The sequence below is a fragment of the Streptomyces sp. NPDC058985 genome (assembly GCF_042740985.1).
GTDB lineage: Bacteria > Actinomycetota > Actinomycetes > Streptomycetales > Streptomycetaceae > Streptomyces.
This window is the reverse complement of the sequence record NZ_JBHYJX010000004.1, coordinates 207,498-231,859: the sequence shown is the minus strand read 5'-3', so window position 1 is coordinate 231,859 and position 24,362 is coordinate 207,498. Positions and strand designations below refer to the sequence as shown.

Annotated in this window: 27 protein-coding genes; 15 read left to right on the top strand and 12 right to left on the bottom strand. The window is 72.5% G+C overall.

The genetic code is table 11. The features are described 5' to 3' along the window. Positions 1-13 precede the first annotated feature (13 nt). From thrC to ACFW01_RS05395, 7 genes are all read left to right on the top strand, one after another. A complete protein-coding gene (gene thrC / locus ACFW01_RS05425; protein WP_384502432.1) occupies positions 14-1,315 on the top strand; it encodes a threonine synthase in 1,302 nt (433 codons plus the stop codon). A gap of 89 nt (positions 1,316-1,404) precedes the next feature. Beyond that, positions 1,405-1,680: a MoaD/ThiS family protein gene (locus tag ACFW01_RS05420; protein WP_064728532.1), complete on the top strand. Its 276-nt coding sequence runs from the start codon at positions 1,405-1,407 to the stop codon at positions 1,678-1,680. Positions 1,681-2,118: 438 nt separating this feature from the next. Next, the gene (locus ACFW01_RS05415; RefSeq protein ID WP_004929928.1) at positions 2,119-2,322 is read left to right on the top strand and encodes a cold-shock protein; all 204 of its coding nucleotides are present in this window, start codon (positions 2,119-2,121) and stop codon (positions 2,320-2,322) included. A 388-nt stretch (positions 2,323-2,710) separates the two neighbouring features. Then, complete coding sequence (gene groL, locus ACFW01_RS05410) at positions 2,711-4,336, top strand: chaperonin GroEL (RefSeq protein WP_122619604.1); 1,626 nt, start codon at positions 2,711-2,713, stop codon at positions 4,334-4,336. Positions 4,337-4,554: 218 nt separating this feature from the next. Beyond that, complete coding sequence (locus ACFW01_RS05405; RefSeq protein ID WP_384502431.1) at positions 4,555-5,685, top strand: NADH:flavin oxidoreductase; 1,131 nt, start codon at positions 4,555-4,557, stop codon at positions 5,683-5,685. 43 nt (positions 5,686-5,728) lie between these two features. Next, positions 5,729-7,264, top strand: coding sequence for a carboxylesterase family protein (locus tag ACFW01_RS05400; protein ID WP_234957065.1), 1,536 nt, complete (start codon positions 5,729-5,731; stop codon positions 7,262-7,264). Continuing rightward, a complete protein-coding gene (locus ACFW01_RS05395) occupies positions 7,261-8,013 on the top strand; it encodes a translation initiation factor IF-2 (RefSeq protein ID WP_384502430.1) in 753 nt (250 codons plus the stop codon). The genes ACFW01_RS05400 and ACFW01_RS05395 overlap by 4 nt, the downstream gene beginning before the upstream one ends. A 10-nt stretch (positions 8,014-8,023) precedes the next feature. Here the strand turns inward: ACFW01_RS05395 and ACFW01_RS05390 are convergent, their stop codons facing one another. Beyond that, positions 8,024-8,287, bottom strand: a complete 264-nt coding sequence (locus ACFW01_RS05390; protein ID WP_234957067.1) for a DUF397 domain-containing protein — start codon at positions 8,285-8,287, stop codon at positions 8,024-8,026. Next, positions 8,271-9,110, bottom strand: a complete 840-nt coding sequence (locus ACFW01_RS05385) for a helix-turn-helix transcriptional regulator (RefSeq protein ID WP_234957068.1) — start codon at positions 9,108-9,110, stop codon at positions 8,271-8,273. Before ACFW01_RS05385 ends, ACFW01_RS05390 begins: the two co-directional genes overlap by 17 nt. A 118-nt stretch (positions 9,111-9,228) precedes the next feature. Here ACFW01_RS05385 and ACFW01_RS05380 point away from each other — a divergent pair, with 118 nt between their 5' ends. Further along, complete coding sequence (locus ACFW01_RS05380) at positions 9,229-9,618, top strand: hypothetical protein (RefSeq protein WP_234957069.1); 390 nt, start codon at positions 9,229-9,231, stop codon at positions 9,616-9,618. Between the two features lie 11 nt (positions 9,619-9,629). Here ACFW01_RS05380 and ACFW01_RS05375 read toward each other — a convergent pair whose 3' ends face one another. Next, positions 9,630-10,259, bottom strand: a complete 630-nt coding sequence (locus tag ACFW01_RS05375; protein WP_384502429.1) for a TetR/AcrR family transcriptional regulator — start codon at positions 10,257-10,259, stop codon at positions 9,630-9,632. A 95-nt stretch (positions 10,260-10,354) separates the two neighbouring features. Between ACFW01_RS05375 and ACFW01_RS05370 the strand changes: the two genes are divergently transcribed. Beyond that, positions 10,355-11,107 (top strand): SDR family oxidoreductase, encoded by a 753-nt coding sequence (locus ACFW01_RS05370; RefSeq protein WP_384502428.1) that lies wholly within the window; start codon positions 10,355-10,357, stop codon positions 11,105-11,107. Between the two features lie 9 nt (positions 11,108-11,116). Here ACFW01_RS05370 and ACFW01_RS05365 read toward each other — a convergent pair whose 3' ends face one another. The 4 genes from ACFW01_RS05365 to ACFW01_RS05350 form a co-directional block, all read right to left on the bottom strand. Next, entirely contained in the window at positions 11,117-11,701 is a 585-nt protein-coding gene (locus tag ACFW01_RS05365; RefSeq protein ID WP_234957071.1) for a TetR/AcrR family transcriptional regulator, read from the bottom strand. A 1-nt stretch (position 11,702) separates the two neighbouring features. Beyond that, positions 11,703-12,272, bottom strand: a complete 570-nt coding sequence (locus ACFW01_RS05360; RefSeq protein ID WP_125494151.1) for a hypothetical protein — start codon at positions 12,270-12,272, stop codon at positions 11,703-11,705. 208 nt (positions 12,273-12,480) lie between these two features. After that, the gene (gene murQ, locus ACFW01_RS05355) at positions 12,481-13,416 is read right to left on the bottom strand and encodes an N-acetylmuramic acid 6-phosphate etherase (protein WP_384502427.1); all 936 of its coding nucleotides are present in this window, start codon (positions 13,414-13,416) and stop codon (positions 12,481-12,483) included. A gap of 129 nt (positions 13,417-13,545) precedes the next feature. Continuing rightward, positions 13,546-14,490 carry a MurR/RpiR family transcriptional regulator gene (locus ACFW01_RS05350; RefSeq protein ID WP_234957303.1) on the bottom strand — a complete coding sequence of 315 codons (945 nt, stop codon included), beginning with the start codon at positions 14,488-14,490 and terminating at the stop codon, positions 13,546-13,548. Positions 14,491-14,557: 67 nt separating this feature from the next. Between ACFW01_RS05350 and ACFW01_RS05345 the strand changes: the two genes are divergently transcribed. Together ACFW01_RS05345 and ACFW01_RS05340 are read left to right on the top strand one after the other, a co-directional pair. After that, positions 14,558-14,941, top strand: coding sequence for a hypothetical protein (locus ACFW01_RS05345; protein WP_234957073.1), 384 nt, complete (start codon positions 14,558-14,560; stop codon positions 14,939-14,941). 24 nt (positions 14,942-14,965) lie between these two features. Continuing rightward, entirely contained in the window at positions 14,966-15,277 is a 312-nt protein-coding gene (locus ACFW01_RS05340; RefSeq protein ID WP_234957074.1) for a DUF4031 domain-containing protein, read from the top strand. Here ACFW01_RS05340 and ACFW01_RS05335 read toward each other — a convergent pair. Both ACFW01_RS05335 and ACFW01_RS05330 read right to left on the bottom strand, forming a co-directional pair. Continuing rightward, positions 15,259-16,335 (bottom strand): GNAT family N-acetyltransferase, encoded by a 1,077-nt coding sequence (locus ACFW01_RS05335; protein WP_384502426.1) that lies wholly within the window; start codon positions 16,333-16,335, stop codon positions 15,259-15,261. The two genes, ACFW01_RS05340 and ACFW01_RS05335, sit on opposite strands and share 19 nt — an antisense overlap. 10 nt (positions 16,336-16,345) lie before the next feature. Next, positions 16,346-17,008: a hypothetical protein gene (locus ACFW01_RS05330; RefSeq protein WP_384502425.1), complete on the bottom strand. Its 663-nt coding sequence runs from the start codon at positions 17,006-17,008 to the stop codon at positions 16,346-16,348. 117 nt (positions 17,009-17,125) lie between these two features. On the opposite strand from ACFW01_RS05330, the gene ACFW01_RS05325 reads away from it, so the two are divergent. The 3 genes from ACFW01_RS05325 to ACFW01_RS05315 all read left to right on the top strand — a co-directional run bounded on the left by ACFW01_RS05325 (position 17,126) and on the right by ACFW01_RS05315 (position 19,256). Further along, on the top strand, positions 17,126-17,773 hold the full coding sequence (locus ACFW01_RS05325; protein WP_234957077.1) for a TetR/AcrR family transcriptional regulator: 648 nt from the start codon (positions 17,126-17,128) through the stop codon (positions 17,771-17,773). 33 nt (positions 17,774-17,806) lie between these two features. Continuing rightward, the gene (locus ACFW01_RS05320) at positions 17,807-18,490 is read left to right on the top strand and encodes a maleylpyruvate isomerase family mycothiol-dependent enzyme (RefSeq protein ID WP_234957078.1); all 684 of its coding nucleotides are present in this window, start codon (positions 17,807-17,809) and stop codon (positions 18,488-18,490) included. A 76-nt stretch (positions 18,491-18,566) separates the two neighbouring features. After that, the gene (locus ACFW01_RS05315) at positions 18,567-19,256 is read left to right on the top strand and encodes a copper homeostasis protein CutC (RefSeq protein WP_234957079.1); all 690 of its coding nucleotides are present in this window, start codon (positions 18,567-18,569) and stop codon (positions 19,254-19,256) included. A 184-nt stretch (positions 19,257-19,440) separates the two neighbouring features. Here the strand turns inward: ACFW01_RS05315 and ACFW01_RS05310 are convergent, their stop codons facing one another. Further along, positions 19,441-21,507 (bottom strand): HelD family protein, encoded by a 2,067-nt coding sequence (locus ACFW01_RS05310; protein WP_384502424.1) that lies wholly within the window; start codon positions 21,505-21,507, stop codon positions 19,441-19,443. A gap of 322 nt (positions 21,508-21,829) precedes the next feature. Here ACFW01_RS05310 and ACFW01_RS05305 point away from each other — a divergent pair, with 322 nt between their 5' ends. Next, the gene (locus ACFW01_RS05305) at positions 21,830-22,015 is read left to right on the top strand and encodes a hypothetical protein (protein ID WP_234957081.1); all 186 of its coding nucleotides are present in this window, start codon (positions 21,830-21,832) and stop codon (positions 22,013-22,015) included. 66 nt (positions 22,016-22,081) lie between these two features. On the opposite strand, the gene ACFW01_RS05300 is transcribed toward ACFW01_RS05305, so the two are convergent. Next, positions 22,082-23,728: a DNA repair helicase XPB gene (locus ACFW01_RS05300; RefSeq protein WP_384502423.1), complete on the bottom strand. Its 1,647-nt coding sequence runs from the start codon at positions 23,726-23,728 to the stop codon at positions 22,082-22,084. 84 nt (positions 23,729-23,812) lie between these two features. Beyond that, complete coding sequence (locus ACFW01_RS05295; protein ID WP_384502422.1) at positions 23,813-24,028, bottom strand: hypothetical protein; 216 nt, start codon at positions 24,026-24,028, stop codon at positions 23,813-23,815. Positions 24,029-24,362 lie beyond the last annotated feature (334 nt).

Here is a 24,362-nt window from a genome sequence, read left to right as displayed (position 1 = left end):
GGGCCTCGCCTCCATGGCTGTGCAGACTGCCGAAACCCCCACGAACACCCCGGGCGCCACCGACACCACCGTCGACCTCGGCCCCGCCGCCGCGCTGAGCTGCCGCGAGTGCGGCCACCGCGTCCCCCTCGGCCCGCTCTTCGCCTGCCAGGAGTGTTTCGGCCCGCTGGAGATCGCCTACGACTTCTCGGCCTACGACACCGAGGAGCTGCGCAAGCGGATCGAAGCGGGCCCCGCGAACATCTGGCGCTACGCCCCCCTGCTGCCCGTCCCCGCCGACGTGGCCGACAAGCCGAACATCAACCCGGGTTGGACCAAGCTGGTCAAGGCCGACAACCTGGCCCGCGAGCTGGGCGTCACCGGCGGTCTCTACGTCAAGGACGACTCCGGCAACCCGACGCACTCCTTCAAGGACCGCGTCGTCGCCCAGGCCCTGGAGGCCGCCCGCGCCTTCGGCTTCACCACCCTCTCCTGCTCCTCCACCGGCAACCTGGCCGGCGCCGTCGGCGCCGCCGCGGCCCGGGCCGGCTTCCGCTCCTGCGTGTTCATCCCGCACGACCTGGAGCAGGGCAAGGTCGTCATGGCCGCCGTCTACGGCGGTGAGCTGGTCGGCATCCAGGGCAACTACGACGACGTGAACCGCTTCTGCTCCGAGCTGATCGGCGACCCGGCCGGCGAGGGCTGGGGCTTCGTCAACGTCAACCTGCGGCCGTACTACGCCGAGGGCTCCAAGACCCTCGCGTACGAGATCTGCGAGCAGCTCGGCTGGAAGCTGCCGGACCAGATCGTCGTCCCGATCGCCTCCGGCTCCCAGCTCACGAAGATCGACAAGGGCTTGCAGGAGCTGATCAAGCTCGGTCTGGTCGAGGACAAGCCGTACAAGATCTTCGGCGCCCAGGCCGAGGGCTGCTCGCCGGTGTCCACGGCGTACAAGGCCGGCCACGACGTCGTGCGCCCGCAGAAGCCGGACACCATCGCCAAGTCGCTGGCCATCGGCAACCCCGCCGACGGCCCCTACGTCCTGGACATCGCGCGCCGCACCGGCGGCGCGGTGGAGGACGTCACCGACGAGCAGGTCGTGGACGCGATCAAGCTGCTCGCCCGGACCGAGGGCATCTTCGCGGAGACCGCCGGTGGTGTGACGGTGGGGGTGACGAAGAAGCTGGTCGAGAGCGGTGTGCTGGACCCTTCGCTGACCACCGTCGTGCTCAACACCGGCGACGGTCTGAAGACGTTGGACGCGGTGGCCGGCACCGGGCTGACCGCGACCATTCGTCCCAACCTGGATTCGTTCCGCGAGGCCGGGCTCGCGTAAGACAGCTTGTACGTCGTCTGCGGGCGCGGTGGGGGCTGGTCGCGCAGTTCCCCGCGCCCCTAGGTAAGTCATCCCGACCGGAGGTCCAAGTGAGCGTCACCGTCCGCATCCCCACCATCCTGCGCACCTACACCGGCGGCAAGGCCGAGGTCGACGCCCAGGGGGCCAACCTGGGTGAGGTCATCTCCGACCTGGAGAAGAACCACACCGGCATCGCCGCCCGCGTCCTGGACGACCAGGGCAAGCTGCGCCGCTTCGTCAACGTCTACGTCAACGACGACGACGTGCGCTTCGAGCAGGGCCTGGAGACCGCGACCCCGGACGGCGCGGGTGTCTCCATCATCCCGGCGGTCGCCGGCGGCTGACCCGCCCTTTCGTTACCGCAGGTAATCGCGGTGACGCAGAGTTCATCGAATTGCCCCCTCCGTGAGAGAAGCGGAGGGGGCAATTCCATTGGATTGAGCGCGGTAGAGTTGGGGAACGCGCTCCCGATCAAGACATCGGGAACCTTGAATTCCTGCCGCCCGCCCGACAAGAAGCAGCCAAAGTGTGGGTGTGTTTCGCGGCTTTTGTGACTTTTGTGTGCCCCGACTTGACCCACATTCAGGGGAAAGCTCGTCATATTACGGACCCGGTACGTCCAGATTTCTCGTCCGATTGACCTGTTGCAGACGGCAGTTGGACAGATACATTCAGCCGCGGTCGACGCGTTCCGGCGCACGCCCCCAGTCGTGGGGGGTGAGGTCTGACCCGGGTCCGCGAAGTGCGGATCTGTGCAAGGGCCAGTAATAGGGGAGTTAGGCATGGCTCAGGGCACCGTCAAGTGGTTCAACGCGGAGAAGGGGTACGGCTTCATCGCGGTCGACGGTGGTGCGGATGTTTTCGTCCACTACAGCGCGATTCAGATGGACGGCTACCGCACCCTCGAAGAAGGCCAGCGGGTCGAGTTCGAGATCTCGCAGGGTCAGAAGGGCCCGCAGGCCGACATGGTTCGCCTCAGCGCCTGAGACGTTCGGCCACCGCAAGTAAACGGTTCTTCTCCGAAGGGCCCGCACCTCCCGGGAGGTGCGGGCCCTTCGGCCTGCCCGGACCGGGGCGCGCCCGGTGTTCGCGGGTGGCGGAGAGGGGGGCCCGGATCCCCGGAGGCGCTTGCGCCCACCCGTCGCCCGACCACCACCCCTCATCGAGCTCGCTTCGCGAGCGCACCTTGCACTCGGAGGGGTCGAGTGCTAATCATTGGCGTTAGCACTCTGAAGGTGAGAGTGACAACGAAGGACCGGGTCGGTGAGGCCCGCAGGCCGGGTGGGGAAGGAACCACAAGGCAGGCGAGCCGTCCGTCGCGGGCGCGGGCGCGGTCCGAAGGAATCACCCCCAGTCCTGGAGGGACCACTTCACATGGCCAAGATCATCGCGTTCGACGAGGAGGCACGGCGCGGCCTCGAGCGCGGCATGAACCAGCTCGCGGACGCCGTCAAGGTGACGCTCGGCCCCAAGGGCCGCAACGTCGTCCTCGAGAAGAAGTGGGGCGCCCCCACGATCACCAACGATGGTGTCTCCATCGCCAAGGAGATCGAGCTCGAGGACCCGTACGAGAAGATCGGCGCCGAGCTGGTCAAGGAAGTCGCCAAGAAGACGGACGACGTCGCCGGTGACGGTACGACCACCGCGACCGTTCTCGCCCAGGCCCTGGTCAAGGAAGGCCTGCGCAACGTCGCGGCCGGCGCCAACCCGATGGCCCTGAAGCGCGGCATCGAGAAGGCCGTCGAGGCCGTCTCCGCCGCCCTGCTGGAGCAGGCGAAGGACGTCGAGACCAAGGAGCAGATCGCCTCCACGGCCTCCATCTCCGCCGCCGACACCCAGATCGGCGAGCTGATCGCCGAGGCCATGGACAAGGTCGGCAAGGAAGGCGTCATCACCGTCGAGGAGTCCCAGACCTTCGGTCTGGAGCTGGAGCTCACCGAGGGTATGCGCTTCGACAAGGGCTACATCTCGGCGTACTTCGCCACCGACATGGAGCGTATGGAGGCGTCGCTCGACGACCCGTACATCCTGATCGCCAACTCCAAGATCGGCAACGTCAAGGACCTGCTGCCGCTCCTGGAGAAGGTCATGCAGTCGGGCAAGCCGCTGCTGATCATCGCCGAGGACGTCGAGGGCGAGGCCCTGTCGACCCTGGTGGTCAACAAGATCCGCGGCACCTTCAAGTCCGTCGCCGTCAAGGCCCCGGGCTTCGGCGACCGCCGCAAGGCCATGCTCGGCGACATCGCCATCCTCACGGGCGGCGAGGTCATCTCCGAGGAGGTCGGCCTCAAGCTGGAGAACGCGTCCCTGGACCTCCTGGGCCGCGCCCGCAAGGTCGTCATCACCAAGGACGAGACCACCATCGTCGACGGCGCCGGCTCGACCGACCAGGTCAACGGCCGCGTCAACCAGATCCGCGCCGAGATCGAGAACAGCGACTCGGACTACGACCGCGAGAAGCTCCAGGAGCGCCTGGCGAAGCTGGCCGGCGGCGTGGCCGTCATCAAGGCCGGTGCCGCCACCGAGGTCGAGCTCAAGGAGCGCAAGCACCGCATCGAGGACGCCGTCCGCAACGCGAAGGCGGCCGTCGAGGAGGGCATCGTCGCCGGTGGTGGCGTGGCCCTGCTCCAGGCCTCCCAGGTCTTCGAGAAGCTGGAGCTGTCGGGTGACGAGGCGACCGGCGCCAACGCCGTGAAGCTCGCCCTGGAGGCCCCGCTGAAGCAGATCGCCGTCAACGGTGGTCTCGAGGGCGGCGTCGTCGTCGAGAAGGTGCGCAACCTCCAGGTCGGCCACGGCCTGAACGCCGCCTCCGGCGAGTACGTCGACATGATCGCCGAGGGCATCATCGACCCGGCGAAGGTGACCCGTTCCGCGCTGCAGAACGCCGCCTCCATCGCCGCGCTGTTCCTCACCACCGAGGCCGTCATCGCCGACAAGCCGGAGAAGGCCGCCGCGGCCGGTGCTCCGGGCGGCATGCCGGGCGGTGACATGGACTTCTGATCGACCGGTTCCGGTTGATCGAGCGTCCCGAACGAACCGAGGGCGGCACTCCCCGAACGGGGGGTGCCGCCCTCGGCGCTGTCCGGGGGTGTGGGCCGGATCACGTCCCGGCGGGTGCCGTGGGCGGAATGAGGGCTGGTGGATACGGGGTTCACGCAGGAGAGTGTCCATGCACACGCACATACCACCTGGTACCCCCCACCAAGGAGCCCTCCCCCGTGACCGTCACCCCCGTCGAGGCCGCCTCCCGCGCCGCCCGGATCCTCGCCCGCCCGGCCACCATCAACGGACTCACCGTGCCGAACCGCATCGCGATGGCGCCGATGACCCGGATGTTCTCCCCGGGCGGTGTCCCCGGTGAGGACGTGGTGTCGTACTACTCCCGCCGCGCCGCCGCCGGTGTCGGCCTGATCGTCACCGAGGGGACGTACGTCGGTCACGACTCCGCCGGGCAGAGCAGCCGGGTGCCCCGGTTCCACGGCGAGGAGCAGCTTGCCGGGTGGGCGAAGGTCGCCGAGGCGGTGCACGCGGCGGGCGGCACGATCGTGCCGCAGCTGTGGCACATCGGCATGGTGCGCAAGGCCGGCCAGCCGCCCTTCGCGGACGCCCCCGCCGTCGGCCCGTCCGGGCTGCGCATCGGCGAGGACGAGGTCACCGGCACGGCCATGACCCGGCGCGACCTGGACGACGTCATCGGCGCCTTCGCCCAGGCCGCCGCGGACGCCGAGCGCATCGGCTTCGACGGCGTGGAGATCCACGGCGCCCACGGCTACCTCGTCGACCAGTTCCTGTGGTCCGGCACCAACCGCCGCACCGACGCCTACGGCGGCGACCCCGTGGCCCGCACCAGGTTCGCCGCCGAGATCGTGGCCGCCGTGCGGGAGAAGGTCTCGCCGGAGTTCCCCGTGATCTTCCGCTACTCGCAGTGGAAGCAGGAGGCCTACGACGCCCGCCTCGCCGAGACCCCCGAGGAGCTGGAGGCGATCCTCACCCCGCTCGCCTCGGCCGGCGTCGACGCCTTCCACGCCTCCACCCGCCGCTACTGGCTGCCCGAGTTCGACGGCTCCGACCTCAACCTCGCCGGCTGGACCAAGAAGCTGACCGGCAGGACCACCATCACCGTCGGCTCGGTCGGCCTCGACGGCGACTTCACCAAGGCGTTCCTGGGCGAGGGCGCGCCCGTCGGCAGTCTCGACAACCTCCTCGACCGCATGGAACGCGACGAGTTCGACCTCGTCGCCGTCGGCCGCGCGCTGCTCCAGGACCCGCTGTGGGCCGAGAAGGTCCTCGCCGGACGCTTCGACAGCCTCGCCCCCTACGACGCGGCGTCGCTGAAGACCCTCAGCTGACCCGGTCCGCTCGCGGTGCGCACCACGGCGTAGGGTCCGTGGGATGACGATCCCTGGATCCGTGGAGTCAGTGGAACCCGTGGTGCGCACGGCCGCCGGTGCGGTGCGCGGGCGCGCGGAGGACGGGCTGACCGTCTTCCGCGGCATCCCCTTCGCCGAACCCCCGGTGGGCGAGGGCCGGTTCGCCGCCCCGCGCCCCGCCCGCCCCTGGGACGGCATACGCGACGCGTACGTCTTCGGCCCGCCGCCCCCGCAGGACCTCGCCGTGGCGGGCCCGGCCGGTGCGCTCCCCCAGGGCGACGACTGGCTGACGGTCAACGTCTGGACGCCCGAGCCCGATCCGGCCGCCCGCCGCCCGGTGATGGTGTGGATCTACGGCGGCGCCTACAAACTCGGCCACTCCGGCAGCCCCGGCTACGACGCCCGCCGCATCGCCGCCGACGGCGACCTCGTCGTCGTCACCCTCAACTACCGCCTCGGCATGGAGGGTTTCGCCCACATCGAGGGCGCCCCGGCCAACCGAGGTCTGCTCGACCAGGTGGCCGCGCTGGAGTGGGTGCGGGACAACATCGCCGCGTTCGGCGGCGATCCGGGCCGCGTCACCGTCTTCGGGGAGTCCGCGGGCGCCGGTTCCGTGGCCGCTCTGCTCGCCATGCCGAGCGCCGCCGGGCTCTTCGGGCGGGCCATCGCGCAGAGCGTGCCGGGCACCTTCTTCTCACCGGAACTGGCCCGGGACCTCGGCACCGCCCTCGCCGCCGAGGCCGGGCTGCGCCCCACCGTCGCCGACCTGGGCACCGTTCCTCCCGAGCAGCTCGTCAAGGCCGGTCAGGCCCTCGCCCCGAAGATGCCCGGCCGCGTCGACCGCTGGGGACAGGCGGCGCCCACCGTCACCCCGTACGCCCCGGTCGTCGACGGCGAGGTCCTGCCGGTCATGCCCTGGCGGGCGCTGGCCTCCGGCGCCTCCCGCGAGGTCGACCTGGTCGTCGGTCACAACCGCGACGAGAACCGCCTGTTCTCCATGATGGCGGGCAAGCTCGGCTCCATCGGCGAGGAGCGGGCGGGCGCGGCCCTGCGCCTGTACGCCCCGGGCGGCGAGGCGGCCTACCGCGAGGCGTTCCCGGGCGCCTCCGCGAACGACCTCTACGAACGCGTCCAGACGGACTGGCTGTTCGGCATGCCCTCACTCCACCTGGCCGAGGCACACGTCGCCGGCGGTGGGCGCGCCCACGTCTACGAACTGACCTGGCCCGCCCCGGCAGTCGGCGGGGCCCTCGGCGCCTGCCACGCCCTGGACGTCCCGCTGCTCTTCGGCACCTTCGGGGCCGACCTCGGGATCCTCTTCTTCGACGGCGCGGAACCGTCGCCGGAGGCGCTGGCCCTGTCGGACCGCTTCCGCTCCTCCTGGACGGCGTTCGCCCGCACCGGCGACCCCGGCTGGCCGGCGTACGACACGGAGCGGCGCCTGGTCCAGGTCCTCGACGCCGAGCCGGTCGTCGCGCCCTACCCGGGGGAGACCTCCAGGCGCCTCTGGGAGGATCACGAGTTCACGCCGCTGCCCCTCGTGGGACGGGGCGTGTGAGCGCCGGACGCGTACTGCGTCCGCTCCTGCTGCTCGCGCCCCTGGCGCTGCTCGTCGCGGGCTGCGGAGTGGCCGAGCCCTCCGAGGAGAAGGCGACGGACGAGGCCCGCGAGGTGGCCAGGACGGTGGGAGAGCGGCTCTACAGCCAGCGCACCCGCACGCCGGATGAGGCGGGGCGTGAGGCCGCCGCCATGGAGGGGGTGGAGGTGATGCGGGTGGACGGCACCTCGTCCCACGAGGGGGACGGCCTCGAACTGGTCGTCCGCACGTCCGGTACGGCGTACAACGCGACCTTCGACGTCGAGGAGGTCACCGTACGGCGGTGCTTCGCGGTCCGCGTGGCACCCTGGTCCGAGTGGCGCGAGAAGCCCCGTGACGTGGACTGCCCGGACAGCCTTCCCCTGGTCTTCGGCCCACCGCCCGAGCCGCCCCAGCTGCCCGAAAGGGAACTGCGCGCGAAGCTCCCGCGGGTGCCGGAGGGTGGCCGGGCCGACGAGGCGGAGGTGCGCCGTGTGATCGGCGCGCTGGACATGGACCCGGAGATCCGCAGCGAGGTGCAGGCCGAGGGCGGACGGGTCGGCGTGCTCCTGCTGGTGCCGGGCGACGGTTTCGGCCCGCAGGACTGCCTCCTCGCCCGCGTGGGCCCCGGCGAGACCGAGGTGTGGGTGCCGCCCCGGATCCAGCGGATGCGGGGGGAGGCCGGCTGCACGGCGTCCAACGCCCTGCACCCGGCTCCGCCGCCGCACTGACGCTACGCGGTCAATCGGCGGTGACTGGGGACGCCTTGAGGGCGTCTACGAAGACGGACCAGGCGGCGGCTTGGAAGAGGAGGGTTGGTCCGTCGGGGTCCTTGGAGTCGCGGACGGGGGTGGTGGCGGGGTTGCCAAGCCCCATTTCCAGGCAGTTGTCGCCGCTGCCGCCGCTGTACGTGGACTTGCGCCAGCGAGCGATCTCCAAGCAATTGCCGCCGCTGCCGCCGCTGTAGCTAGACCCGTGCCACGCGTACTCAGAGGTCGTCTCCATGGGCGTAATTCTGCGCCAGCTCCTCGATCATGGACAGGGATTTCGTGGGCGAGAGCGCGGAGACCATGAGGAGTTCGTAGTAGAACCTGTAGCGCCCGACGGTGGCCGGGTCATCGTCCACCCGCCCGGTGCCCACCCCTTCGAGGTACACGAGCGGAGGGGCGCTCGCGAAGTCCATCAGCTTGACGCAGCCCTGCATCGCGGGGTGTGCTCCCGCGTCAAAGGGCAACACCTGCACGATGACCCGGTTCTCGCGCATGAGGGCGGCGATGTGGCGGAGTGCCCCTGCCATCACTTCCCGCCCGCCGGTGGCGCGGCGCAGCGCGGATTCGTCAATGACGGCCCACAACATGGGCTCTGTTGGATCGGCGAGCATGCGGGCCCGCTCCATCCGCGCCGTCACCAGTTCGTCGATCACTTCGTCAGTCGCCGTCGGCTGATAGGCGCGGCATACGGCCCGAGCGTAGGAGGGAGTCTGAAGCAGCCCCGGGATCAGCATCGACGCGTACTCCTTGATCGCCGTAGCTGACCCTTCCGCCTCCGCCGCCTCGGCAAAATGCTCGGGATACTTCGACTTCGCCGAAGCCGCGCAATTGCGCCGGAAGAAGTCCTCCGTCCCCAGCGCGTCGTCCAGCAGCCCGGCGTACTCGCGCTGCATCCGCCTCGTCCCTGCCTCCAACTGGCCGATGAACGACCCGCTGACGAACAACCGCCCGCCCAACTCCTCCTGGCTCAGCCCGGCCTTCTCCCGCGCGTGGCGCAACTCCGCACCCAGCAGGGCGCGGGGGGACGTCGAGGGGTCGAGGTCTTTCGGTCCAGGCATGGCAACGGAACTCCCGGTCGTACAGCAGGGGTTGTTGGGGCACCCTCTCTGGCCAGGTTAGAGGCGTACCGGACACGCTGTGTGGCGAATCACGAACTCAGCGTGGAGGTGGAGAAGGGTGCGGTCGACCGAGGAAGTCGTCGAGTCCCTGCGGCAGGCTCTCGTGGGTGAGGGCATCGTCCTGCCGTCCCTGTGCGTCGATCCGGTGACCGGCGCGAGCGACGAGCCGTTCGCCCTGGTCGAGCTGGGACGCTGCAACGTCCGGGTGGCCGAGCGGCTGGCGTCGGTGGTGCGGGGTGAGAGCCCGGCCGTCGGCACGCATGCCGTGGACGTGCGGGACGGCCGGGTGGGGGAGGTGATGGGGCACGTCGGCGGCAGCGTGCAACTGCGTCCGGTCGGCGGCGGCCGGGAGTGGGACTGCCCGCACGGGTCGGTCGCGGCGGCGGCGACGGACCAGGTGATGCGGGCCAGACTGCGGCGCACGAACCACGAGAGCGCGCGGGGCTAGCGCGGCCCCCGTCAGACCGGCGGCCAGCCCCGCAGGGCGATGTCGGCCACCTGTCGGAGGTCGTCCCGGGTGGCGCCGCCCGCCGCCTGGACGGCGATCCCGTTGGCGACGGTCATCAGGTAGCGGGCGAGGAGGGCGGGGTCGGTGCCGGGCGGCAGGTCGCCCTCGTCCACGGCCTGCCGGAACCGATCCCGTAGCTGGTCGACGCCCCCGTTGCGCCAGTCGGCGAGCAAGTCCCGGGCGGCCCGGCCCGACTCGCCCGCGGCGAGGGACCCCTGGACGCCGAGGCAGCCGCTGGGGCGGTCCGGGGTGGTGGTGGTCCGCACCGAGCCGTTCAGGAAGGCGGTGGCGACCTCGCGGGCGGTCGGCTCCTTCAGGGCCCGGGCCAGGTAGGAGGCGGGGCCCTGCTCGTAGCGCTCCAGGGCCTTGCGGAACAGGGCCTCCTTGTTGCCGAAGGCCGCGTACATGCTGGTGCGGGTGATGCCCATGGCGTTGGTGAGGTCGGTCAGGCCGGCGCCCTCGTAGCCGTGCTCCCAGAAGACCCGCATCGCGCGCTCCAGCGCCTCGTCGGCGTCGAAGCCCCGCGGCCGGCCGACCGGCGCCTTCTTCCGGCCCCTCTCCGTGGCATCCATGGCATCCATGGCACCGAGCATACCTCTTCTGTACCGATCGGTTTTGAAGTGCTACGGTCGCTGTTCAGTACCGATCGGTACTTAAATTGATGGAGGTCATTCCCATGGGACAGTTCGACGGCAAGACCGCGGTGATCACCGGCGGCAGCAGCGGCATCGGTCTGGCCACCGCCGTGCGGCTGGCGGCGGACGGGGCGCACGTGTTCGTCACCGGGCGGCGCAAGACCGAGCTGGACGCCGCCGTGGAGACGATCGGCGCGGAGCGGGCGACCGCGGTGGTGGGGGACATCGCCGACCAGGCCGACCTGGACCGGCTCTACGAAGCGGTGCGTGCCCGTGGCCGGGGGCTCGACGTGCTCTTCGCGAACGCGGGGTCCGGCGCCTTCGCAACCCTGGAGGAGACCACCGAGGAGCACTACGACCAGATCTTCGGGGTCAATGTGCGCGGCACCGTCTTCACCGTGCAGAAGGCGCTGCCGCTGCTCAATGACGGGGCGTCCGTCGTCGTCAACACCTCGGTCCGCGCCGACGACGGGGTGGAGGCCTTCGGCACGTACGCGGCGACCAAGGCGGCGGTCCGTTCGTACGTCCGGACCTGGGCGAATGAGCTGAAGGGCCGGGGTGTGCGGGTCAACGCCGTCTCCCCGGGCACCATCGCCACCCCCGCGCTCGACTCGGTGGCCGCCACCTCGGCGGACCCGGAGGCGACCAAGGCGCGGTTCGCCGCGGGGGTCCCCCTCGGCCGGGTGGGGCGCCCCGAGGAGGTCGCGGAGGTGGTGGCCTTTCTCGCGTCCGGGCGGAGCAGCTTCGTGCTCGGCGTCAACTGGCATGTCGACGGCGGGGAGAACCAGATCTGACCCGCGCGGTCAGTCCGCGTCCGGCACCACGATCCGTTCGACCGCAGCCGTCACCAGCCGGTCGCGCTCCTCCTCGGTGAACACGTCCGGGAGGGTGAGCTGTTCGACGATCAGCCAGTTCAGGGCGAGGTAGAGCAGCTTGACGGCCATGGCGTCGCCGGGGAGGCCGGAGCCCTCGTGGTACGCGACGTTGGCGTCGACGTCCTCGCGGATGCGCTCGGTCAGGACGGCGCGCAGACCCGGGCGCCGGGTGGCCTCCAGGCGCAGTTCGAGCAGGGCGAGGTAGCCGGAGCGGAAGGAGGAGATGCGGTCGACGAGTTCGCGCATCAGCCGGACGTAGGTGTCGCGGTCGTTCCCGGCCGCGCGCTGGCGGGCGATCGTCGCCTCGTCCGGGTGGAGACGCTCGTAGACGCGGGCGCCGGTCTGGGTGAGCAGGTCGTCGCGGTTGGCGAAGTAGTTGGACGCGGTGCCGGCCGGGACGGCGGCCTCGGCGTCCACCGCCCGGAAGGTCAGACCCCGGGCGCCCTGCGCGGCCAGCACCTCGATGGCGGCGTCGACGAGGGCGGCGCGCCGCAGGTCGTTCCGTCTGACCACCTCAGAGGCCGCCCATCGGTTCGATGTCGACCCGCACCGGTGTGCCCCACACCCGCAGCACCTCGTAGTCCGTGAACTCGTGGACCAGCCGGTACGCCATCGCCGCGCGCGGGGCGCGCAGTTGGGCCGCGATGTACAGCTCGGCCTCGCGGCGGTCGCGGCGCGGGGTGCCGCACAGCTGCCACGCCTGCCCGTTCCACAGCTCGGGCAGCCAGCGCTGCTGGGGCTGCGGACGGTCGCCCCGTACCCCGTAACGGGACTGGACCGGCTCGGTGGGCCGGGCCGGGAGGGGGCCGCCGTTGTACTCGGCGCGGCGGGCGCTGCGGCGGCGGGTCTCGCACAGCAGGCAGCGGTCGGGGGCGGCCTCGTCGACCGGTCCGGTCGGATGCTCCGGGCAGCGGGTGCTGGGGGCCGCCGTCGCGACGCTCTCCTCCAGCAGGTCCAGCGCGCGCTTCACGTCCGCGCGGACCTCGTGCAGCTTGGCGTCCGGGGTGTCACCGGTCAGGGCCTCGCCGTGCTCACCGAGGAGGCGCAGGGCGCGGCCCAGGGCGGTCAGCTGGGCGTGGTTCATGCCCTCCAGAATCCCACACGCCGCAGGACGGCCCCGGGCCGGTGGGCGGGGACCTGCCCGGCGGGCCCGGCCGCGGAACAGGGCGCCGCGCCCGCCGGTACCGGGGTCGGGCTTCGGGGCGGACGGCCACGCGGCGGGAGCGGCACCCCTCCCGGCACCCCTCCCGGCACCCCTCCGCCGCCCGGACCGCCGGACGCCGTCGCGCGGGTCAGCCGTCCGCCGCCGCCAGCGCTGCCCGCAGGTGGCCGTCGGAGTCCGCCAGGAGGCGGGCCGCGGCCGGGCCGTCCACGTCGGCGAGGAGGACCAGGATCGCGTGCTTGACCTCGCCGTCGGTGGCCGTCAGCGCGCGCTCGATGTCGGCGTCGGCGGCGCCGGTGGCGAGCGCGACGATCCGGCGTGAGCGGGCGCGCAGCTTCTCGTTGGACGCGCGCACGTCCACCATTAGGTTCCCGTACGTCTTGCCGAGCCGGACCATGGTGATCGTCGACAGCATGTTGAGGACGAGCTTCTGCGCCGTGCCGGCCTTCAGGCGGGTCGATCCGGTGATCAGCTCGGGCCCGGTGACGACCTCGATGCCGTGCTCGGCGGCGGCGGCCAGGGCGCTGCCCTCGTTGCAGGCCAGCCCCACGGTCAGCGCGCCGGCCGCGCGGGCGTGCTCGACGGCGCCGACGGCGTACGGGGTGCGGCCGGAGGCGGAGACGCCGACCACCGCGTCGTCGGCAGTGAGCCCGAGCGCCTCCAGGTCGGCACGGGCCAGGTCGGGCGAGTCCTCGGCGCCCTCGATGGAGGTGACCATGGCGTCCGGGCCGCCCGCGATCAGGCCGACGACCTGCCCCGGGGCGGTGTTGAAGGTGGGCGGGCACTCCGAGGCGTCCAGCACCCCGAGCCGCCCGGCGGTCCCGGCGCCCGCGTAGACCAGCCGCCCGCCGCGCGCCATCCGGGCGGCCACGGCGTCGATGGCACCGGCGATCTCCGGCAGCCGCGCGGCGACGGCGGCGGCGACGCCGGCGTCCTCACCGTTCATCGTCCGGGCGATGTCGAGGGTGGACAGCCGATCGATCTCGGCCAGCTCGGGCCGGAACGCCTCGGTGGCGAGGGTCTCCAACTGGGAACGGAGATCGGGGTGATGGGGGGTTGCAGTCATCAGGAAACGGCTCTTTCCAAGGTCGGTCTCTGTATTGCCCCAGGGGCGCGGGACTGTATCGATGTGCGGCTCCGCCGCGTGGGCGCGACCAGCCACGACGGGCCCGCAGCCGCGCATGGCGAATACCGTCTACGGTCTCCCGCGGGACCCCCCATGCCGATGGGCCAGCGCTTCATAGGACGCCGCCAAAGCCGGCGCCGCCGCCTCATACGTCCGCTGCGCCACCCCCACGAACAGACAGTCCACCACCAGCAGCTGACTCGTCCGTGAGGACATCGCCGCCGGCCGCAGCTCACTCTCCCGCGACGTGGACGTGGTCAGCACGTGGTCGGCGTACTGCGTGACGGGGCTGTCGGGGCGGCCGGTGATGGCGACGGTCGTCGCGCCGCGTTCGAAGGCGGCCCGCAGCGGTTCGATGACGTCCCCGGTCGACCCGGAGTGGGTGATCGCGAGGGCGACGTCCCCGGTGCGCAGCTGCACCGCGTTGGTCACGGCGAGGTGCGGGTCGTTGTGGGCGTGGGCTATCAGCCCTATGCGCAGGAGTTTCTGGGTGAGATCCTGGGCGACCAGGCCGGAGGCGCCGATGCCGTACACGTCGGTGCGGCGGGCGGCCGCCAGCGCGGCGACGGCCGCGCCGAGCTGGCCGGTGTCCAGCCCGGCGGCGGTGTCGGCGAGGGTCTGCTGCTCGTCGTAGGCCAGCTTGGCGACGACGTCGGCGATCGGGTCGTCCACCGCGATGTCCGTCGTGATGGCGGGCGCGCGGCCGGACTGCTGCTGGGCGGCGAGCCCGGCCAGTGCGAGGCGCAGATCGCGGTAGCCGGGGTAGCCGAGCAGCCGGGCGGTGCGTACGACGGTGGCCTCGCTGGTGCCGGTCAGCTCGGCGAGACCGGTGACCGTGAGGGCGGCGCAACCGGCCGGGTCGCCGGCGACGGCCTCAGCGACCCGCTGCATGGAGCGGGTCATCGACGGCGCCAGCGTGCGCACCTTGGCCGCGAGGGCGGCGGGCGCGGGCGGCGCGGTCCCGCCGCCGGTGGCGCGACGGCCCCCGGAGGCATTCGCGAAAGTTTCCTTCACTTCATCGGTCACTCATGAAAGATATTTTCGTTTCGGTCCGCGGGTCAAGAGTGCGCACAATGGGTGCATGGACCCCATCAGCCCCCTGGAGCAGGTGCTGCACGCCGCGCGCGCCCTCGTACTCGCCGATCTCGTGGCGGGCGAGGTCGCCGAGCCGGACGTCGTGTCGCTGGTCGAGGAGTCCGTCGTACAACGGCGTTGGTGGGTCGAGCAGTGGCCCGAGGGCGCGGAGTTCGTGGCCGGGCTGGTCGCGCAGGACGTGCAGGACGCCCTGCTGGAGCGGTACGGCCGCTGGCCGCTCTGCCCGGTCTGCGGCTCCGGCGACCCGCACGCGCTGGACGTCGAGCCGGAACTGGGTCCCGACCCGCACTGGGTGTGCGGCAAGGCGGGCGTGAAGGTCGCCGCGGTCGGTTCGCTGGGCGGTGCCGCCGCCGGCGGCCCGGCCCGGTGAGGGCGTACCTGTGAGGACGTACTCGTGACCGTCTACATCGACCCGCCGACCTGGCCGGGCCACGGCCGCATGTGGTCGCACCTGGTCAGCGACGTCTCCTACGCCGAGCTGCACGCGTTCGCCGCGACGCTGGGCGTGCCGCGCCGCGCCTTCGAACGCGACCACTACGACGTCCCCGCCCAGCGGTACGCCGACGCGGTGTCCGCCGGTGCGCTGGAGGTCAGCAGCCGTGAGGTGGTGCGGCTGCTGCACGGGGCGGGGCTGCGGCGCCGCAAGGGCTCGGGAACGGGTTCCGGAGCCGGGGCAGGTTCCGCGGGTCAGCCGCGCAGCTCGTAGGCGAGTTGCCCCTCGTCGCTCTCGTCGCCGGCGATCCGGGTGAAGCCGGCGCGGGTGATCACTGCCTGGGAGGCGACGTTGGCGGGCTCGGTCGTCGCGAACACCGACGTCACCTCCTCCCGTGCCAGCGCCCACGCGGACAGCGCGCGCAGCGCCTCGGTGGCGTAGCCGTGGCCGCGGCCCGCCTCGGCGAGGTCGTAGCCGACCTCCACCCGCCCGTCCTCGTCCGGCGGCCCGTGGAAGCCCATACCGCCGACCGCGCGCCCGTCCTCCGTGCGCACGAGCACGAAGACACCCCACTCCGGCCGGTGCACGCCCGCCTCGTACGCCTTGAGCAGCAGCCCGGCGGCGACCCGGGTGCCCTGCAAGGGCCCGTCGCCGACCCACTCGAACCCGCCGTCGCCGCCCGCGGCGAGGTCGGTGGCGGCGGCCGGTGTGACGCCCTGGAGGGTGAGCCGTTCGGTGGGGATCACCAGGTTGTTGCGCCAGCGCCACTCGGTGACCGGGGCACGATCGGGCAGGTCGCCGCGGCCGGTGGCCCACAGCAGGGTGCTCCAGGGGTCGGTGCCGGGCCGGACGTGCGGGAAGAGCCGGGCGAGGACCCCCGCGCACAGCCCGCCCGGCGGCTCGTAGGTCAGTCCGAGCCCTTCGGCGATGTCGTGCGTGTGCAGGAGCACCTCGGCGATCCCCATCGCGGCGAAGCCCTCGCGGTTCGCGCTGCGGTAGGGGTACGGGTGGAAGGCGCGGACCTCGCGCGGGGTGGTGCGCAGGGTCGCGGCGAGCAGCGCGCAGGTCGTCTCGATCACATGGAGCACGCCCTCGTTGTCGGTGCCCTCGTCGAGGGTGATCTCGAAGGGGACGTAGGCCGTGGTGGCGCGTCCGGCCAACTGCCCCGCGTAGGCGATGAGATCGCTCGCGACGTGCTCCGCCGTGTACCGGCAGCTCCACTCCAGCCGGCCCGCCCGCGCCGTCTCCCAGTCCCGGTCGACCGCCGTCCGCAGCAGCGCGACGGCGCTCGCGACGGCTTCCTCCACCTGTTCCCCACCCATGGTCCGCATGCCGGGCAGGCTAAGCGTCCGGGGTGTCTCCGAGCGACAGCATTTCCAGCTCGCCGGTGATGTTGTGGCGGGCGGTCGCCTCCCACTCCCGGCGGCCGTGCGGGGTGTGGAACAGCCGGGGCAGGCCGAGCAGCTGTCGCAGGACCGCGGCCCGGCCCTCGCGGAAGGCGTCGTTCGGCACGAAGTGGTACTCCTCGCGCACGGCGGCCGTGTAGGCCGCGTACGCCGACGGCGGCGAGGCGAGGACCGCCAGGTCCGCGTCGCACAGCACCTGTCCGTCGCGGTCGTCGCCGGCCGGGGCGTGGGTGACGGTGAGGCGGACCAGCCGGGCCACCTCGGCGGTGCGCTCCGCCGGGACCCCGGCCTCGGCCAGGGCGCGCTCGGCGAGCCGGGCCGAGCGCTCCTCGTTCTCGGAGCGCTCGGGGAGGTAGACCGCGTCGTGGAACCAGGCGGCGAGCCGGACGGCGGCCAAGTCGTCGGCGTGCCCGGCCAGTACGTCGACGTGGTCCAGTACGGCGGTCAGGTGCGCGAGCGTGTGGTACCGCCGGTGCGGCTCCTGCCATCGGGCGAGCAGGCGGTCGGCGTACGGCGCCGGGTCGGGGCCGGAACCGGGGGCGGCGGCTTGCTCCAGGGCACGGGCGAAGCGGGAGCGCAGGGCGTCGAGGTCGGCCATGCGGCCATTCTTCCAGCTTCCGGCGGTAGCTCCGGTGATAACCTCTCACTCCATCTTGACGATGAAGCGGCGACGAAGCGACGTGGCAGCGACGTGGAAGAGGAGAGGCGGCGGACCATGCCCGAGGCGCGCACCGGGACCCCGCGCGAGCGCTACCGCACCCAGGTGCGCGCGGAGATCAAGGAACACGCGTGGGAGCAGATCGCCACGGCGGGCGCCTCCGCGCTCTCGCTCAACGCGATCGCCAAGCGGATGGGCATGAGCGGACCCGCGCTCTACCGGTACTTCGCCGGGCGCGACGAGCTGATCACCGAACTGGTCCGGGACGCCTACCGCAGCCTTGCCGACGGCTTCAAGGCGGCCGCCGACTCCGGCGCCGACCTCGCCGGACTGGCGCACGTCCTGCGCGCGTGGGCCCTCGCCGACCCCCAGCGCTACTTCCTCGTCTTCGGCACCCCCGTCCCCGGCTACCACGCCCCCGACGACATCACCGGGATCGCCGCCGAGACCATGGCGGTCATCCTCGACGCCTGCGCCGCGCTGCCGTCGGACGGCCCCGCCACCGACTTCGACGCGCACCTCGACGGCCACCGGCAGTGGGCCGGCGGCCACCCGGCCCCCGCCGCGGCCCTGCACCGGGCCCTCGCCTTCTGGACCCGCGTGCACGGCGCCCTCTCCCTCGAACTCGCCGGACACTTCACCGGCATGGGCTTCGACCCCGCCCTGCTCTTCGCCGCCGAGGTCGACGACCTGACGGGACGCTGACCGCGGCCCCCGCCCGGCCCTAACGTGGGGTCCATGACGACTCCTGCCGACGTGAACGACGTACGCGACCCCGAGCTGCCCGGCCGGCTGCTCACCACCGAGCGGGACGCACTGGTGCCCCTGCTGCGGGCGCGGGCGGACGCCGACTTCGCGCTGCCCGTGGCCGCGTGTCCGGGCTGGACCGTGCGCGACGTGCTGGCGCACTGCTCCAGCGCCCTCATCCGGGTGGTGGAGAGCCGCTTCGAGGACGGCGTCTTCTCCCCCGAGTCCAACGACCGCGACATCGCCGAACGCGCGGACTGGAGCAACGCCCGCGTCGTGGACGAGCTGGAGCGCGGCATGACCGAGGCCGGTCCGGTGATCGGCGGCGCGGGCGGCAAGCTGGACGGGATCGCGCTGGGGGAGTGGGTGCACGCGGGTGACGTGCGGGCGGCCCTGGGCGAGCCGGGCGCGTACGCCGGGCCCGCCCTGCCCGCCGCCCTCGCGCTGCTCGCCACCCTCACCCGCGACCGCGGCCACGTGCCGCTCCACGCCGACCTCGACGACGTGGACGAGCCCCTGAAACTCGGCGCGGTGAGCGGTGAGCGGCCCCCGGGCCGGTTCATCGGCGACGCCGCCACCCTCGTACGGCTGTACGCCGGCCGGCCGCCGGGCGACCCCGCCGGATACGAGCTGGCCGGGGTGGAGGCGGCGGAGCTGAATCTCTTCGGCGACTGAGGGGGCGCCCCGGCCTGCCGTCTGGGCGTAGTCTTGGATTGGACTAGACCTGTAGCAGGCCGACGAATGGGGTCCCATGAGCAAGCGTGCAGTCCTGGAGGTGATCGCCCTCGACGTCGAGGACGCGGTCGCCGCCCAGGCCGGAGGCGCGGATCGCCTCGAACTGGTCACCGACATGGCGGCCGACGGACTCACCCCGTCGGCCGAGACCGTCGCCGCGATCCGCGCCGCCGTCGACATCGACCTGCGGGTGATGCTGCGCCTCGCGGACGGATTCGCCGCCGGGGACGTCGAACGGCTGACGCGGCTCGCCGGCCGGATGCGGGAGGCCGGGGCGACGGAGTTCGTGCTCGGGTTCCTCGACCCGGACGGGGACGTGGACCTCCACGCGGTGGAGCGGATCGCGGGGGTGCTGCACGGGTGCCGGTGGACCTTCCACCGGGCGATCGACCGCGCCGCGAACCGCGACGCCCTGCGCAAGCAGCTCGGGGACTTCCCGGGCCTTGACACCTACCTCACGGCAGGCGCGGCCGGGGGCGTGGACGAGGGCATGACCGTCCTGCTCGCCGAGGCGCGGCGGCGGGGCGAGCCGGGCTACGAGCAGCAGCTCCTCGTCGGCGGCGGCCTGCGCCTCGACCACGTGCCGGGGCTGCTCGCGGCGGGGATCGACGCCTTCCACATCGGCGGGGCGGCGCGGCCCTCCGGGTGGGCGGGGCCGGTGTCGGCGGAGGCGGTCGCGGAGTGGCGGCGGGTGTTGGGGGGCTGAACGCCGATCGAGTGATGAACCCGCGTTGGCGCAGGCGGGGGTGGGTGGCGCAGCCCGGCGCTGCGGGGTGCCTCCCCCACTCTCGGCTTCGCTCGAGCGGGGGGACCCCCATCGCCCACCCGTGCCGCCCCTGGGGGAACCTCCCAGGCCGTTCAGGCACTGGGGGAGGCACGACTGCCCGCAGCTAGGACGAGGCCAACTGCGGCGGCAACTCCGTCGCGTGGGTCACGATCAGTCCCGACACCGCGCGCGTCAGCGCCACGTACAGCCGCCGCAGCCCCGTCCGCTCGTCCGGCTCGCCGTCCACCACGGCCCGCGGCTCGTCCAGCACCACGTAGTCGTACTCCAGGCCCTTGGCCAGCGAGGCCGGGACCAGGGTCAGGCGGGTGGCGTGCGTGGTCTCCTCGCCCGGCCCGACGTAGCCGACGCCCGCAGCGCCGAGCGCCGCCGCCAGCTCCGGCACGTGCGCGTCCGCCGCGATCAGGCCGACGGAGCCCTCACGCGCCAGCAGCTCGCCGCAGGCCGCCAGCACCCCGGCCGTCCCCTCCGCGGGCGTCCTGCGGACCTCGAAGAAGCCCGGGCTCTCGCGGATCGACGCGACCGGCGTCAGGCCCGGCGCGATGTGCGGCAGCAGCCGGGACGCGTACGCGATGACGTCCGTCGGCACGCGGAAACCGGCCGTCAGCTCCTCCACCACGGCCCCGCCCTTGCCCAGGTGCCCCAGCGCCTCGGCCCAGCTCCGCGTCGCCCACGGCGTGGTGCCCTGCGCCAGGTCGCCGAGGACGGTCGCCGAGCCGGTGGTGCAGCGCCGGCCCACCGCGCGGTACTGCATCGGGGAGAGGTCCTGCGCCTCGTCGAGGACCACGTGCCCGAGCGAGTGGGTGCGCTCGACCAGGTCGGTCGCCTCGTCGATCAGCACGGCGTCCGCGGGCGACCACTTGGCGGACTTCACCGAGCGGGCCGGCTTCACCCACAGCACCGCCTTCCGCTCGTCCTCGGAGAGGACCCCCGCGGCGTGCTCGGCGAGGAAGTCCGCGTCGGAGAGGAGCCGCAGGACCAGCTTGGCCGGGTCGACCGGCGGCCAGACCGACTTCACCAGTGCCTTCACGGCCGCGTTGCGCGCCACCGCGTTCTGCACCCGGTCGTCCGGCGCCTCGCCCGCCCGCTCCATCTGCACCAGCACGGCGTGCGCGACGCGCTGCGGCAGCGCCTCGCGGGCGGCGCCGTAGCGGATGTCGCGGGCGAGCAGTTCGCGGACGATCTCCTCCAGCTCGTACGCCGCCACCCGCCAGCGCCGTGAGCCGCGCACCACGACGATCCCCTCGGCGGGCGGGGAGACATGCGAGTAGAGGGCCCGACGCAGCACCTCCGCCATCCGCGCGTCGCCCTTGACCACCGCCGTCGCCGCCTCGTCCGCACCGCGCACCTCGACGTGACCGACCAGGTCCTCCACGGTGGCCTGGCGGACCGTCAGCTCGCCGAGGGCCGGGAGCACCTGCTCGATGTAGTGCAGGAAGGACCGGTTCGGCCCGATGACCAGTGTGCCGGTGCGGGCCAGGCGCTCGCGGTGGGCGTACAGCAGGTAGGCGACCCGGTGCAGGCCGACGGCGGTCTTGCCGGTGCCGGGGCCGCCCTGCACGCAGACCGAGCCGGTCAGCCCGGCGCGCACGATCTCGTCCTGCTCGGGCTGGATCGTCGCGACGATGTCCCGCATCGGCCCGACACGCGGCCGCTCGATCTCCCGCTGGAGCAGCTTGCTGGTGGTCGCCGCCTCGGCCGGGTCGGACAGGTGCTCGTCCTCGTACGCCGTGAGGTCCCCGCCGGTGTAGCCGAAGCGGCGGCGCAGCGAGACGTCCAGCGGGTCCTTCTTCGACGCCCGGTAGAACGGCTGCGAGACCGGCGCCCGCCAGTCGATCACCATGGGGTCGCCGTCCGCGTCGTGCACGTGCCGGCGCCCGACGTAGAAGCGCTCGCCCTCGGCGCCCTCGGCCTGCTCGGCACCGGGAGCGTGCAGGTAGTCGAGCCGGCCGAAGAACAGCGGGGTCTCGCTGAGGTCGGCCAGCGCCTTGATGCGGTCCTCGATCTGGCTCTCCAGGACAGCGGCGTTGACCCAGTTCGCCGTCACGTCGGAGATGTCGAGGGACTCCACGTCCTCGCGCATGGCGCGCAGGGCGGAGCGCGAGGCGGCCAGGTGGGCGCGCTCGCGGGAGAGAGGATCGGGCGCGGGGTCGTCGTGGACGGGCGTGGACAAGGCGGTGCCTCCGGGTGACCTGCGGTGCGGTGGGCGCGGGCGCGCGCGGGAAGCCGTCCGGTTTCCAACCGGACGACGGCACTCCGTGAGGGAGGCGGGCAAGAGCGGAGATTTTAGGGGAGGAGGCGGCGGGCGGGCCAACGCTTTTTCACCCGCCGGCGTCATCCCCCGCTCGCTCCCCTGGTGTCATCCCGCTCGACCCCTAGGGGACGGGCCCTCCGACCTGAGGGGCACCCGTCCCCCGGGAGGTGTACGCGGGGGCGGAGCGGGTTCGGTCCGGAGACCGATGCCGGTCGGGGCCGGACGGTCGCACCATGGAGACATGAGCGCAGCAACCATGTACCCCGCCCCGGCACCGGTCCGTGCGTCCGGTGCCACGCCCGTGGCCGGCAGCCACCGGCACCGGCTCGGCGACGCCGTGCGCGCCGTGCGGGTGTTCGCGGGCGCCGCCTTCGACGTCGTGATCCTCGGCGAGTACGGCGAGGAGGCCGGCGTCCGCCGTCACTGACCCCGGCCCGCCAGGACGCGGGAAGACCCCCTCAGCCCTCTCAGCCCCCTCAGACCCTCAGCCCCCTCAGACCCCTTCGCCGAGCACCTCGTCCGCGTCCATGATCCGGTACGCGTAGCCCTGTTCCGCCAGGAAGCGCTGGCGGTGGGCGGCGAAGTCCTGGTCGAGGGTGTCGCGGGCGACGACCGAGTAGAAGTGCGCCTGGTGGCCGTCGGCCTTCGGACGCAGCACCCGGCCGAGCCGCTGCGCCTCCTCCTGCCGGGAACCGAAGGTGCCCGACACCTGGACGGCGACCGTCGCCTCCGGCAGGTCGATCGAGAAGTTCGCGACCTTGGAGACGACGAGCACGCTGATCTCGCCCTGCCGGAAGGAGTCGAAGAGCTTCTCCCGCTGGGCGTTGGACGTCTCGCCCTTGATGACCGGCGCGCCCAGGTGCTCGCCCAGCTCGTCGAGCTGGTCGATGTACTGGCCGATGACGAGGATCTGCTGCCCGGCGAAGCGCCGCACGATCGCCTCCGTCACCTTCCGCTTGGTGTCGGTCGTCGCGCAGAAGCGGTACTTCTCCTCCGTCTCGGCGGTGGCGTACGCCAGCCGCTCGGAGTCGGTGAGGTTGACCCGGACCTCGACGCAGTCGGCGGGCGCGATGTAGCCCTGCGCCTCGATCTCCTTCCACGGCGCGTCGAACCGCTTCGGTCCGATGAGGGAGAAGACGTCGGACTCGCGGCCGTCCTCGCGGACGAGGGTCGCGGTCAGACCGAGCCGCCGCCGGGCCTGGAGATCGGCGGTGAACTTGAACACCGGCGCCGGCAGCAGGTGCACCTCGTCGTAGACGATCAGCCCCCAGTCCCGGGAGTCGAACAGCTCCAGGTGCGGGTAGACGCCCTTCCGCCGGGTCGTCAGCACCTGGTACGTGGCGATGGTGACCGGCCGGATCTCCTTCCGCGTGCCGCTGTACTCGCCGATCTCTTCCTCGGTCAGCGACGTGCGCCTGACCAGCTCGTGCTTCCACTGCCGGGCGGAGACGGTGTTCGTGACCAGGATCAGCGTCGTCGACCTGGCCTGCGCCATCGCACCGGCCCCGACCAGCGTCTTGCCCGCACCGCAGGGGAGGACGACGACACCGCTGCCGCCGTGCCAGAAGTTCTCCACCGCCTGCTTCTGGTACGGCCGCAGCGCCCAGCCGTTCTCCGCCAGCTCGATCGGGTGCGCCTCGCCGTCGACGTACCCGGCGAGGTCCTCGGCGGGCCAGCCGAGCTTGAGCAGCGTCTGCTTGATCTGCCCGCGCTCGGAGGGGTGCACGGCCACCGTGTCGGGGTCGATGCGGGTGCCGACCAGCGGCGCGATCCGCTTCGACTTCAGGACCTCCTCCAGCACCGGCCGGTCGGTCGTCGTCAGGACGAGGCCGTGCGCCGGGTGCTTGGAGAGGGTGAGGCGGCCGTAGCGGTCCATCGTCTCGGCGATGTCGACGAGCAGCGCGTGCGGCACGGGGTAGCGGCTGTACTCGACGAGGGCGTCCACGACCTGCTCGGCGTCGTGGCCGGCCGCCCGCGCGTTCCACAGGCCCAGCGGCGTCACCCGGTAGGTGTGGATGTGCTCGGGCGCCCGCTCCAGCTCGGCGAACGGCGCGATGGCCCGACGGCAGTCACCGGCCCGCTCGTGGTCGACTTCCAGGAGCAGGGTCTTGTCGGACTGGACGATCAGCGGACCATTCACGGGCGGCACCCTTTCGCGTGCGTACGGCCGACAGCGACTCGACGGATCGGCCAAACGTCCAGTGTGCCTGATCGCGCCGCCGGGCTACCTGAGACCGATGTTGTTGATCAGCGGCCCCTCGATGGTGACGCCCTCGGTGACCAGCGCTTCCACGCCGGTGGCGGGCAGCGGGAGCGGCAGCGCGGCGGCCTTGGGGGCGAGCGCGCCGAACAGCGCCGCGGCGGTGATCAGGGCGGCCACGGAGACGGCGATGGCGGAACGGGCGGTGGAGCGGAGAGGTTCGGCGGTCTTGGGGCGCATCGGGAGCCTTCCGGAGCGAGGGAGGAGAGGGAGAGGGGGAGGGGGAGGGTGGGGGAGGGAGCGGGGGAAGGTGATCCGGAGCGGGCCGGGCCCAGGGGGACTGGGAGCCCGGCCCGCCGGAAGGGGGCGTGACGGATCAGCGGGCGGTCAGAGGGTGAGGCCTCCACCGAGGTCGATGCCGACCGCGGCGGCCTCGGCGGCGAACGCCGCGATCAGGGTCGCGGTGGAGGCCAGGACGGTGGCGACTCGGCGAACGGCAGTACGCATCGGGTTCTTCCTTTCGGTTTCGGTGCAGGACACCCCGTGGCTGCCCGAGCGCCGAAAGGTCGATGCG